This is a genomic window from Halobellus captivus (assembly GCF_003697845.1).
GTDB lineage: Archaea > Halobacteriota > Halobacteria > Halobacteriales > Haloferacaceae > Halorubrum > Halorubrum glutamatedens.
In genome coordinates, this window is the sequence record NZ_RDQE01000002.1 from 43300 (window position 1) to 55247 (window position 11948).

Here is an 11948-nt window from a genome sequence, read left to right on the forward strand (position 1 = left end):
TCACTCCGCGACCTCGATCCCGTCGATCTCGAAACACGCGCCGCCGGTCGGGCCGTCGACGGCCCGGACGGACCAACCGTGCGCCTCGACCACGTCGCCGACGATCGCGAGCCCGAGTCCGGTCCCGTCTCCGAGCGAGACGCCGCGTTCGAAGACGCGCTCTCGGTCCTCGTCCGGGATCCCGGGACCGTCGTCGGCGATCCGGAGAGTGACGTGGCCGTCCATTCGTTCGATCCCGACGCTGACGGTCACGCCATCGCCAGCGTGTGCCACGCTGTCGTCGGCCTGTGGCCGACTGCTCGTGGAACCGTGTTCCACGCTGTCGCCAGGCCCCGTCCGGTTGCCCGTGGAACCGTGTTCCACGCTGTTCCGAAACAGGTTCGCGACGAGCTGACGGAGCCGGTCTTCGTCGGCCAGCACCGTCTCGTCGGCGTCCTCGACGACCAGCGTCGCCGATCCGGTCTCGAGGCGCGACCAGACCGTCCGGACCGCCGCCTCGATCGAAACCGGCTTCACGGCGTCGACCGCCTTCCCGGCGGTCGCGAGCGAGAGGAGTCCCTCGATCAGCTCGTCCATCCGTTCGTGGGCGTCCGCGGCCCGTTCCAGCGCGTCGGCGTCGCCGTGACGCGCCAGCTCGACGGCCGCGGTCGCGGCCGCGAGCGGATTCCGGAGGTCGTGGCTGACGACGCCCGCGAAGTCCTCGAGCCGTTCGTTCTGGCGTTCGAGTTGCGCCTCTCTTCGCTCCAACGCCGCCTGCCGACGCTCCCGTGCCGTCACGTCCCGCAGGAGGAAGACGTGGCCGCGGTCCGTCCCGCGAGGATCGGTGATCGGGTCCTCCTGGATGTCGAACTGCCGGCCGTCGATGGTTATCGGATGCTCGTCGCCGGATTCCAAGCGGGGAAACGCCGTCGACAGCGATTCACCGACCGCGTCGTCGGAGAGGATCCGCTCCGCGGCGGGATTGAGATCACGGATCCGTCCGTCGGAGCCGGCCACGATCACCGGGTCCTGCATGACCTCGACCGCCGTGTCCCGCGCGACGACCGCGGCGTCGAGGGTTCCGAGCCAGAACACCACGCCGTAGAGGAACACGCCGTGGACGACGAACGCCGCCGGCGTCCAATCGACCGTCGAGTAGCTCCCGAAGTCGACGATCGTCGCGACCCCGGCGAGAAGCGGGAACAGCGTTCCGAGGAGGGCGACGAACGTCTGGAGTCGGTACCGGTTTCCGGTCCGGCGGTAGAGGTCGACGATCACGAGCGTGCCTCCGGCGTACAACCCGTAGGCGTACAGGACGAAGGCGAGCCCCGCCGGACCGATCCCGGTCTCCACGAGCGTGAACGGGCCCTCGACGATCGGTTCGAAGGACACCCGTGCCAGCCCGTGCGTCCGGCTCGACCACGCCAGAAGTACCCAGAGGAACGCCGGCGTCGCGAGCCCGATCAGCCGGCGCTCGGTCCGCCACTCGTCCACCCCGGCGTACGCGAACGCGAAGGCGATCCAGAGGACGGGCATCGTGGCGAGAAAGGGGGTCGCGATCTGGAGCGCCCCGATCATCACGAGCGGATCGGCGCTCGTGACTCTGATCGCGTACAGGAGAGCGAGGACGCCCGCACAGCCCAGGTAGAGCGAGACCTCGAGTCCGCCCGGCTCGTCGCGCTCAGTCCACGCGACGCGACCGAGGAGGAGTCCGATGACCCCGGCGAGCAGACAGGCGAGGAGGTACGCCTGAACCGGCAGTACGGACGGGTCGCTCATCGATACCGGAACGAATCGCAGGACCGGCAAAACGTTTGCGCCGTTCCGGTACCCGTCCGGTCCCGGGCGCAAGCCGTTTGGCCGTCGACCCCCTCCCGGGAACCATGCAGGTGCTCCGGGGCCGTGACGCGTCCCCCCGGATCGACCGCGACCACACGGCTCGGCTTCTCGACGATGCGGCCGAGGGTCGGCCCGGCGTTCGGGTCTGGGCACCCCCCGGGCAGATCGCGTTCGGGCGGCGTGACGCGCGGGAGCCGGGATACGGTCGGGCTCGTCGGGCCGCCGCGACGGCGGGGTTCGCTCCGATCCGGCGCGACGTCGGCGGCCGGGCGGTCGCGTACACCGGCGACACCCTCGCGTTCGCGCTCGCGATCCCGATCGACGACGATCGGGGGAGCATCGACGAGCGCTACGCGACGGTCACTCGCGCAGTTCGATCGGCACTCGAGGCGAGTGGAGCCGGGATCTCGTCCGGCGAGCCGCCGGATTCGTTCTGTCCGGGCGACCACTCCCTCCGGGTCGGCGGCGGGGAGTCGGAGGGCGGAAAACTGGCAGGGATCGCCCAGCGGGTTCGTTCCGACGCCGCGCTCGTCGCGGGCTGTGTCGTGGTCTCACGGCACGATGCACGCGGGATCGCGACCGTCCTCGATCCGGTGTACGACGCTCTCGACGTCCCGTTCGACCCGGGCTCGGTCGGGAGCGTCGAAGCGGCCGACGGATCGAGCGACGTCGGCCGGATCGCTCGAGCGGTCGAGCGCGCGCTGGTCGAGCAGGCTCCCGGCGACTCTCGACGGATCGAGCGCGTGGGGATCGAGCCCTGGTGACCCATCGGTGGAAGAAGGCGGCACCCAGGTGGGACCGAGACGACGATTCCTCGGGCTTTCGGCGTGTCGTGCTTTCGACGTGCTTTTTATTCGCGGGCGTCTCGGTCCGCCCATGGCCGAATTCAAAGTCGTCGTCGCCGATCCCGAGACCGGCGAGACGTTCCAGCGAGAGGTCGACGGACAGGACGCGAACCGGTTCCTCGGTCGAGACGTGGGCGACGAGATCGGCGGGGACGCCGTCGGTCTCTCCGAGTTCACCGTCGAGATCACCGGCGGCTCCGACGAGACGGGTCGTCCGATGCGCGAGGACGTGTCCGGGACCCGCCTGAAGGAGCTGCTCCTCGAGGGCGGCGTCGGGTTCCAGCCCTCGCGCGAGGGCGAGCGCAAGCGGATCACCGTCCGCGGTCGCGAGATCGCCGACGACGTGGCCCAGATCAACGTCTCCGTCGTCGACGGCGAGGGCGACGTCGCCGCCGCGTTCGAGGACGACGACGAGTAATTCCCCTTCATGGTCCGGGTTCCCTCCGACGACGATAGCGTCGCGTCCGTTCGCGTCGACGTCGCCCGCAGCGGCGGCACCCGGCGCCCCTGCGTCCGTCTCCCGGACGACGACGACCTCGATCGTCGTGTCGAGTCGGGGTCGTGTGCGTCGCTCTCACTCGCGCGTGGAGACTTGATCCGGGTCGTCATCGACCGCGAGGAGTACCACGCGCGGATCGTCGCGGACGCGACGGGACGGTTGATGCGCGGCGCGTTCGACTCCCGGCGGCTGGCACGGACGCCCGGAGACGGGGAGAACCGGCTGGTCGAGTGGCTCGCCGAACACGACCGTGAACCGGGGGACAGCGTCGTCCTCGACGTGGTCGTCCCCGGCGACCAGTACGGGCTCCGGATCCCCGGAGAGCGGACCGTCTACGACGCCCGTCGCGGCCCCCGGTCGTCGCTCGCGGACATCGCCGAGGACCTCGACGGCTGAGTGCGGGCCGGATCCCTTATTCTCTCGCGACCCCGATCCCCGGACATGAAGGAGGTCGACGCGGACCTGACGGCGCTCGACCGGGGCATCATCAACGCGTTTCAGGGAGGATTTCCCGTGACGACGCGCCCGTTCGAGCCCGCCGCGGCCGCGCTTCGCGAGCACGGCCTGGCGGTCACCGGCCCCGAGCTCCGCGAGCGGGTCCGGGAGCTCGACGAGTCGGGCGTGCTCTCGCGGTTCGGCGCGCTCGTCAACGCCGAGGAGATCGGCGGCGCGGCGTCGCTCGTCGCGATGCACGCGCCGGAGGACCGCTACGAGGAGATCGCGGAAACGGTCAACGACTTCACCGCGGTGGCACACAACTACGAGCGGGAGCACCCCCACCTCAACATGTGGTTCGTCGTGAGCGTCGCCGACCACCCCGACCCCGACAAGGACGGGAACGACCGGGTGGAGGAGGTGCTCGCCGATATCGAGGCCGCCACCGGCCAGGAGACGTACAACCTCCCCAAACTCCGGGAGTTCCACGTCGGCGCGAGGTTCCTCGTCGACGGTCCGGTCGCCGACGGCGACGTGGACCTCTCGAGGGTGGCCCCCGACGTCGAGCCGTCCGGTCGGTCGACGCTGACCCCGGACGAGCGCGACCTCGTCGTCGAGATCCAGGGCGGGCTGCCGATCACCGAGACGCCGTACGCTGACGTGGCGGCCGCGCTCGACGCCGACGTCGACTGGGTGATCGAGACGATAGAGCGGTTCCGACTCGAGGGGAAGGTCCGCCGGGTCGGCGTCATCCCCAACCACTACGCGCTCGGGTACACCGAGAACGGGATGACCGTCTGGGACGTGCCCGAGGAGGTCTTGGCGGAGGTCGGACCCGTCGTGGCCGACCTCGAGTTCGTCACCCACTGTTACCAGCGTCCCCGCCACGCCGGCGTCTGGGAGTACAACTTCTTCGCGATGACTCACGGCCGAACCGAGGCCGAAAGCGAACGTCGGGTCGCGGAGGTGAGAGAGACGATGGCGGACTACTGGGACGTCGGCTCCGACGACTGGGACACGCTGTTCTCGACGCGGATCCTGAAGAAGACCGGGATCCGGATCGCCGAGCGCGCCGACAGCAACACGACGTGAGACCCGTGTTCACGAGGGTCATTCGATGATTCCACTGTATCACGACCTCTCCGACGAGACCGTTCTCGTCGTCGGCGGCGGGGCAGTCGGCCGGCGAAAGGCGCTCCGTTTCGCCGAGGAGGCACGCGTCGTCGTCGTCGTCAGTCCGGCGTTCGACGACCGCCTGTGCGAGGCGGTCGCCGAGGGCGACGCCTCGGTCGAACTGGTCCGGGCCGCCCCGGACGCGGCGACGGTTCCGGAGTGGATCGACCGCGTCGCCCCCGCGCTCGTGGTCGCCGCGACCGACGACCGGGCGGTGAACGCGGCCGCGGAGGCGACGGCGCTCGATGCGGGCGTCCTCGTGAACCGAACCGACGTCTCCGGCAACCGCGACCCGGGAAGCGTCGTCGTTCCGGCGACGGTCGCGGACGACCCGGTTCGGGTGGCGGTCTCCACGGGCGGGCGGAGCCCCGCGCTCTCGAAGGCGCTCCGCGAGCGGATCGGCGCGGAGATCGAGGGAGCGGGCGCGATGGCCGAGCTCTCCGGAGAGCTTCGCGAAGAGCTCTCGGAGGCCGGCGTCGACCCGATGCTTCGACGGGAGGCGATCCGTCGAGTCGTGCGGTCCGAGGGGGTTTGGAAGGGTTTACAAAAGGGGAGATCCAACGCTCGCAGAGAGGCAGAAAACGTGATCGAGGAGGTCGTCGACCGATGAAGGAGCCGGGTGCCATCACGGGCGTGAGCGTCGCCCACGGTGCCGCGACGATCGACGAGATCGAGTCGGCGGGCGGCGAGAGCGTTCGAGGAACCGTCTCGGACCTCCTCGCGCGCGACGGGGTCGAGGAGGCGTTCGCCGTCCGGACCTGCAACCGCGCGGAGGCGTACGTCGTCACCGACCGGACCACCGAGGGCCGTGAGGCGCTCGAGTCGTTCGCGCCGTCGGTTCGCGGGGCGGCCGTTCGGCGGCTCGACCACGAGGGGAGTCTGGAACACCTGATGCGGGTCGCTTCCGGGCTCGAATCGCTCGTGCTCGGCGAGGACCAGATCATCGGCCAGATGCGTGAGGCCTACGAGGAGTCACGGTCGGCCGGCGGGATCGGCCCGGTCCTGGAGGACGCCGTCACGAAGGCGCTTCACGTCGGCGAGCGCGCCCGCACGGAGACGGCGATCAACGAGGGCGTCGTCTCGCTCGGCTCCGCGGCGGTCCGACTCGCGGCCGGCGAGATCGACCTGACCGACGGCACCGCGGTCGTCGTCGGGGCCGGCGAGATGGGCACGCTCGCGGCGCGGACGCTCGACGACACCGCCGTCTCGGAGATCGTCGTCGCGAACCGGACGGTGCCGAACGCGGCGTTCGTCGCCGAGGAGGTGGACACCGAGTCGTCGGTCGTCCACCTGAGCGACCTGCCGGCCGTGGTTCCCGAGGCCGACCTCGTGATCACGGCGACCGGCAGCCCGGAGCCCGTGCTCGATCCGACGGCCTTCACGGATGCGGACCGGGTCGTCTGTATCGACATCGCCCAGCCGCGCGACGTCGACCCCGAGACCGGCGACCTGTCGGGCGTCTCCCTGTACGACATCGACGCCCTGGAGGACGTCACCCGCAGGACCCGAGAACGACGGGAGACGGAGGCACGCGAGGTCGAGTCGATCATCGACGAGGAGCTGGACCGGATCCTCCGGTCGTACAAGCGGAAGCGCGCCGACGACGCCATCTCCGCGATGTACGCCGGCGCGGACCGGGTCAAGGCCCGCGAGCTCGACCGCGCGCTCACGAAGCTCGACGCACAGGGGGGACTGACCGACGAGCAGCGCGAGACGGTCGAGGCGATGGCGGACGCGCTGGTCGGCCAGCTGCTCGCGGCTCCGACCCGGTCGCTCCGGGACGCGGCCGGGGAGGACGACTGGGAGACGATCCGGACGGCCCTCGAGCTGTTCGACCCCGAGTTCGACGCGCCCCCGGAGACGCCGGGGGAACGCGGATCCGCCGACGACGCCTCGAAGGCGCCGTCCGGCGCGCCGTTCGGCGCGATCCCCGACTCGGCGACCGAGGAGCTCGACGACTGACGGGAACGCTTTTCGTTCGGAGTCCGTACTGACGCGCATGGAGCTTCAGACCTTCGTCGACCGGCTGGACGACCGACTCGACACCGACGCGTACGCCGACGTCGACGCCAGCGCGAACGGCCTCCAGGTCGGTCCGGACGCGGGTTCGATCGAGCACGTCGCGTTCGCGGTCGACGCCGCGACGGCGACGATCGACCAGGCGGCCGACGCCGGCGCGGACGCCCTCGTCACCCACCACGGAGTCTCGTGGGGCGGGATCGACCACGTGACCGGTAGGACGTACGACCGGATCGCCGCGCTCGTCGAGAACGACCTCGCACTGTACGTCTCACACCTCCCGCTGGACGGACACGCGGAACTCGGCAACGCTGCCGGCGTCGCGGAGGCGATCGGACTCGCGGATCGGGAGCCGTTCGGGGCGCTCGGCCCGGTCACGATCGGGACGCTCGGCGGGACGGGCGAGCCGCTCCCGCCCGAGACGATCCGCGACCGGCTCGACGGGTTCGAGGGGAGCACGGGCGGCACTCGCGTCCTCGAGTTCGGACCGGACCGGATCGAGCGGGTCGCGGTCGTCACCGGCTCCGGGGCCGACTGGCTCGACGAGGCGGCCGCGGCGGGCGCGGACGCGCTCGTCACCGGCGAGGGGAAACAGCAGGTCTACCACGACGCCCGGGAGGCCGGAGTCACGGTGTTCCTCGCGGGCCACTACGCGACGGAGACGTTCGGGGTTCGGTCCCTCCAGTCGCTCGCCGAGGAGTGGGGACCGGAGACGACGTACGTGAGCCATCCCACGGGGCTCTGAGGCGGTCTCTACGAGGACGTCTCGGCGGTTCGACGATTCGAGGGGAGCGATCGGACAAACGGTTCTTTGTGTATTCGCTACGTTATAGCCCTCTCCCGGCGTTCCCGACTGTATGACACGACGGAAACGGCTCGTCGCCGGCGTCGGGGTAGCGCTCCTCGTCCTCCTGGCCGGCTGTTCGGGAGTCACGGGAACGTTGGGCGACACCGACTCGGACGGACCGGAGATGACGGAGGCCGACGACCTCGAGCGGTCCATCGAGGTGGCCGCGAACGGCGAGGCGTCCGCGGAGCCCGATCGCGCGACCGTGTTCGTCGCGGTCGAGTCGACCGCGGCCGACGCGGGAGCCGTCCGCAACGACCTCGCCGAGAGCGACGACGCGCTCCGGAACGCCCTCTACGACTGGGGGCTGAGCGAGGACGACGTCCGCACCGAGCGCTACGACATCCGGCAGACGCGCGAGACGCGCCCGGACGCGAACCGCAGCGAGTACGTCGGCGTCCACGTCTACGCCGTGAGCGCCGACGACGTGGACGCGGTAGGCGAGGTCATCGACGTCGCGGTCGACGCCGGCGCGGACGGCGTCCAGCAGGTCCGGTTCGGGCTCTCGGACGAACGCCAGGACGAGCTCCGCGAGGAGGCGCTCGGCGACGCGATGGACGACGCCCACGCCGAGGCCGACACGCTCGCCGCCAACGCCGACCTCGAGGTGACGGGCGTTTACACCGTCTCGACGACGAACGTCCGAACCAGCCCGTACACGAGTACGGCCCTCGCGGCCGAGGCCGACGACGCCGCGGGCGGGGCCGGAACCGGGATCGAGGTCGGCGACGTCGACGTCAGCGTCACGGTCCGGGTCGTGTTCGGCGCGGAACGGGCGTAGGCGAACGTCGACTGGGCAGTAGTCGGGTAGTCGTCGGCGCGGAGGTATCCGCTTCCCGCCCGAACGCAACCCTTACCGCCCGGCTACCCGCAGTCCGGGTATGCGCGATCACTTCGAGATACGGGACCACGACGCCGCCGGGCGGATCGGTCGGCTCGAGGTCCCCCGCGCCGGCGTGACCGTCGAGACGCCGGCGCTTCTGCCCGTCGTCAACCCCAACGTGCTCACGGTCGAGCCGGAGCGGCTCCGGACCGAGTTCGGCGCGGAGATGCTGATCACGAACTCCTACATCATCCGGAGCACCGACCGGATCCGCGACCGCGTGCTCGAGGAGGGCCTCCACGACTTCCTCGGGTTCGACGGCGCGATCATGACCGACTCGGGGTCGTTCCAGCTCGCCGAGTACGGCGACATCGACGTCACCACGGCGGAGATCCTCGAGTTCCAGCGCCGGATCGGCAGCGACGTGGCGACGCCCGTGGACGTGCCCACCCCGCCGGACGTCGACCGCGACCGCGCCGAGCGCGAGCTCGAGACGACCGAGCGGGCGCTCGCGGACGCGGAATCCGCCGACACCGGCGAGATGCTCGTCAACGCCCCCGTCCAGGGGTCGACGTACCCCGACCTCCGGGAGGCGGCCGGCCGCCACGCCGCGGGAACCGACCTCGACGTGTTCCCGGTCGGCGCGATGGTTCCCCTCATGAACGGCTACCGCTACGACGACGTCGTCGAGGCGGTGACGGCCGCGAAGCACGGGCTCGACCCGGACTGTCCGGTCCACCTGTTCGGCGCGGGCCACCCGATGACCCTCGCGCTCGCGGTCGCGATGGGCTGTGACCTGTTCGACTCGGCCGCCTACGCGCTGATGGCGCGTGACGGCCGCTACCTCACGGTGTCGGGGACCGAGCACCTCGAGGAGCTGTCGTACTTCCCGTGTTCGTGTCCGGTGTGTTCGGCGCACACGCCCGCGGACCTCCGCGAGGGCGACGACGACCGAGCCGAGCGGCTGCTCGCCGAGCACAACCTCCACGTCACCTTCGAGGAGGTCCGTCGGATCAAAGCCGCCATCCGCGACGGCTCGCTCCTCGAGCTGGTCGATCGGCGCGCCCGCGGGCACCCGGCGATGCTCGACGGGTACCGCGCCCTGCTCGACCACGCGGACCAGCTCGAGGCGACCGACCCCGTCTCGAAGGACGCCTTCTTCTACACCTCCCACGAGTCCGCGCGTCGTCCGGAGGTCGGCCGCCACCACGACCGCCTCGCGCGTCTCGATACCCCCGAGGACCTGCTTCTCACGGAGTCGAAGCCGCCCTCGAGCCACGACCACGACGCGGTCTGGCGGGTGAAGCCGCCGTTCGGCCCCTTCCCGCGGGCGCTCTCGGAGACGTATCCGCTCACCGCCGAGACCCCCGACCGGGTCGACGCCGCGGCCCAGACCGCGGCCGCCGAGGGCGTTCGCCGGCTCGCCGAGGCCAACCCCGGGACCGGGATCACGCTCGGTCACGACGGGTGGGCGGCGACGGCGCTCGACCGCGTCCCCGACCGCGTCGAGGTCGACGACCTCCGTGACATCGGGCGGTAGGCGCTCAGTCCGTCCGGTCCGGCCCCGCGGGCATCCGTCCGGTGAAGTCCCACGAGTGGAGCCGCTCCGGGTCGATCCGAACGTGGACCTCCTCGCGGTCCGGCCGCAGGAGCCGGTCGCCGAGCTCGTTGTCGGTTCCGCCGAGGTACCGCTCCAGGAGCGACCGGAGGATTCGCTTGTCCTCGTCGGCGGTCACGGTCGCCCGGCCGCGGCCGCGGACGCCCATGTACGGCGGGTCGTTCGTCGATATCTCGAACGAGACGCGGTCGTCGGACTCGAGGAACCCGACCACGTCGGCGTCCGCGCCGGTCGCACAGTGGATCGCCCCGTCCCACCGGAACCACAGCGACACCATCCAGGGATCGCCCGCGGGCGTCCGACACCCGATGCGGACCGGGATCCGCGCGTCCGCGAGGAACTCGTCGACGCGCGGCCGGTCCCACGGGCCGGTGAGGTTCATGTGATCCATCCGGGCGGAATCGGCCTAAAACCACCGTCCGGTTCGACGGGTCGGCGCGGTCGACTCACGACTCGCATTCGCACCGTCACGGGTCGACCCGCGCCAGCCACGCGTCCGGGTCGTCTATCTCCCCGTCCGTCGGGAGGTGCTCCGGGCGCTCCCACACCGCGCTCGCGGCGGCCAGCCCGCGCTCGTCCGCGACCCGTTCGAAGAAGGCGGCCCCGCGCTCGTACTGCCGGCGTTTGAGCCCGAGCCCGAGGAGACGCCGGGCGATCCGCGTCACCGGCCCGCCGCCGCCTCGCCGCTCGTCGACCTTTCGGCGCAGGTCGGCGTACTCGTCGTCGAAGGCGCGGTCCATCAACAGCTCCGCGTACCCCTCGACCGCGGTCATGGCGGTCTGAAGCTCGACGAACGCGTCGGGGTCGAGTCCGCTCGCGCTCAGGCCGTCGATGCCGCGTTCGACGCGCGACTCCAGATATCCCGACAGCCACGGGGCCGCGCCGAACTCCGCTGCGTGGGTCACCTCGTGGAAGGCGATCCAGCGGCGGAACCGCGGGTACGCCACGTCGAGGTCCGCGGCGACCGCGACGACGTTCGGGTGAACGAAGTAGAGTCCGTGGTCGGCGTCGGGCTCGTCGGCCAACAGGAGGGGGTCGTACTGGCCGAGCACGTTTCGCGCGAGGAATCCCAGCACGAACGCCATCGATCCGGTGTTGACGACCCGCGAGAGTCCCGGCATCGCCGGGGTCGCCGCCGACTCGATCGGCCCCATCACGTTCCGGAACGTCTCGAGGTTCGCGTCGATCCAGTGGTGTCGGTTCTGGACCTCGATGGCGTCCGGGACCGCGAAGTCGACGCCGGCGACCTCCCGGAGCCGGTCGCGCGCGTCCCGCACGTCCGTCGCGTAGCCCCGCCGGTCGGCGGGCGTCAGATCGAGCGTCCCCGGCGCCGTGCTCGCCCTCGCGGCCTCCCCGGCCTTCGCCCAGTCGACGACGCCGGTCCCGGACGCCTCGGAGACCGCACGGAGGCTTCGGAGGATGTCCATGTGGACGGGAGGCGCGCCGCCCTCAAGTCCCTTGTGTCGGCCGACCCTTCCCGGCCCGTGTCCACTCGACTCCTCACGTCCCGAGCTCGTCGATCTCCGTGGCGTCCTCGAGGCCGTCGTCGCCGAGCAACCGCGCGGCCGCGACGCCGAGGGCCGCGAGGAGCGCGACGACCGCCAGGGCCAGGCCGACCGATCTCGCCGAGAGCCCACAACACGAGAACGAACCGCCGCTCGCGTCGGCGGCGGTCGCGTCGGCGTCTACCTCCCCGTCCTCGTCGGTCCCGTCGTCGGACCGCCAGCCTCCGAGGAGGCCGTTCTCACCGATCCGGATCGCTCCCTCGTCCAGGTGGACCTCGAGCAGCGTGAGTGACTTGTCGCTCATGGGAGACCCTTCTCGCGCCCAGCGCTTAACCGTGGCGTCGGGTGCAGGACCGAGACGGAAGC

General features: G+C 71.1%; 13 protein-coding genes. 9 read left to right on the forward strand and 4 right to left on the reverse strand.

Going from position 1 to position 11948, the window contains the following annotated elements; all coding sequences use genetic code 11:
- Positions 1 to 1758, reverse strand: coding sequence for a sensor histidine kinase (locus EAO78_RS02265; protein ID WP_122104244.1), 1758 nt, complete (start codon positions 1756 to 1758; stop codon positions 1 to 3).
- A 104-nt stretch (positions 1759 to 1862) separates the two neighbouring features.
- Here EAO78_RS02265 and EAO78_RS02270 point away from each other — a divergent pair, with 104 nt between their 5' ends.
- The 9 genes from EAO78_RS02270 to tgtA all read left to right on the forward strand — a co-directional run bounded on the left by EAO78_RS02270 (position 1863) and on the right by tgtA (position 9999).
- Positions 1863 to 2582 carry a lipoyl protein ligase domain-containing protein gene (locus EAO78_RS02270; RefSeq protein ID WP_122104245.1) on the forward strand — a complete coding sequence of 240 codons (720 nt, stop codon included), beginning with the start codon at positions 1863 to 1865 and terminating at the stop codon, positions 2580 to 2582.
- A gap of 112 nt (positions 2583 to 2694) precedes the next feature.
- Complete coding sequence (locus EAO78_RS02275) at positions 2695 to 3081, forward strand: 30S ribosomal protein S6e (protein ID WP_122104246.1); 387 nt, start codon at positions 2695 to 2697, stop codon at positions 3079 to 3081.
- Positions 3082 to 3090: 9 nt separating this feature from the next.
- Complete coding sequence (locus EAO78_RS02280) at positions 3091 to 3558, forward strand: DUF7112 family protein (RefSeq protein ID WP_122104247.1); 468 nt, start codon at positions 3091 to 3093, stop codon at positions 3556 to 3558.
- Positions 3559 to 3603: 45 nt separating this feature from the next.
- Complete coding sequence (gene ahbB, locus EAO78_RS02285) at positions 3604 to 4689, forward strand: siroheme decarboxylase subunit beta (RefSeq protein ID WP_122104248.1); 1086 nt, start codon at positions 3604 to 3606, stop codon at positions 4687 to 4689.
- A gap of 25 nt (positions 4690 to 4714) precedes the next feature.
- Positions 4715 to 5380, forward strand: coding sequence for a precorrin-2 dehydrogenase/sirohydrochlorin ferrochelatase family protein (locus tag EAO78_RS02290; protein WP_122104249.1), 666 nt, complete (start codon positions 4715 to 4717; stop codon positions 5378 to 5380).
- Positions 5377 to 6732: a glutamyl-tRNA reductase gene (hemA, locus tag EAO78_RS02295; RefSeq protein WP_122104250.1), complete on the forward strand. Its 1356-nt coding sequence runs from the start codon at positions 5377 to 5379 to the stop codon at positions 6730 to 6732. Before EAO78_RS02290 ends, hemA begins: the two co-directional genes overlap by 4 nt.
- Before the next feature lie 37 nt (positions 6733 to 6769).
- Entirely contained in the window at positions 6770 to 7534 is a 765-nt protein-coding gene (locus tag EAO78_RS02300) for a Nif3-like dinuclear metal center hexameric protein (RefSeq protein ID WP_122104251.1), read from the forward strand.
- Positions 7535 to 7646: 112 nt separating this feature from the next.
- Positions 7647 to 8417 (forward strand): SIMPL domain-containing protein, encoded by a 771-nt coding sequence (locus EAO78_RS02305; RefSeq protein ID WP_122104252.1) that lies wholly within the window; start codon positions 7647 to 7649, stop codon positions 8415 to 8417.
- Between the two features lie 100 nt (positions 8418 to 8517).
- On the forward strand, positions 8518 to 9999 hold the full coding sequence (gene tgtA / locus EAO78_RS02310) for a tRNA guanosine(15) transglycosylase TgtA (protein WP_122104253.1): 1482 nt from the start codon (positions 8518 to 8520) through the stop codon (positions 9997 to 9999).
- A gap of 4 nt (positions 10000 to 10003) precedes the next feature.
- Here the strand turns inward: tgtA and EAO78_RS02315 are convergent, their stop codons facing one another.
- The 3 genes from EAO78_RS02315 to EAO78_RS02325 all read right to left on the reverse strand — a co-directional run bounded on the left by EAO78_RS02315 (position 10004) and on the right by EAO78_RS02325 (position 11886).
- Positions 10004 to 10459: a pyridoxamine 5'-phosphate oxidase family protein gene (locus EAO78_RS02315; RefSeq protein ID WP_122104254.1), complete on the reverse strand. Its 456-nt coding sequence runs from the start codon at positions 10457 to 10459 to the stop codon at positions 10004 to 10006.
- Positions 10460 to 10544: 85 nt separating this feature from the next.
- The gene (locus EAO78_RS02320; protein ID WP_122104255.1) at positions 10545 to 11504 is read right to left on the reverse strand and encodes a zinc-dependent metalloprotease; all 960 of its coding nucleotides are present in this window, start codon (positions 11502 to 11504) and stop codon (positions 10545 to 10547) included.
- A gap of 73 nt (positions 11505 to 11577) precedes the next feature.
- A complete protein-coding gene (locus tag EAO78_RS02325; protein ID WP_122104256.1) occupies positions 11578 to 11886 on the reverse strand; it encodes a hypothetical protein in 309 nt (102 codons plus the stop codon).
- Positions 11887 to 11948 lie beyond the last annotated feature (62 nt).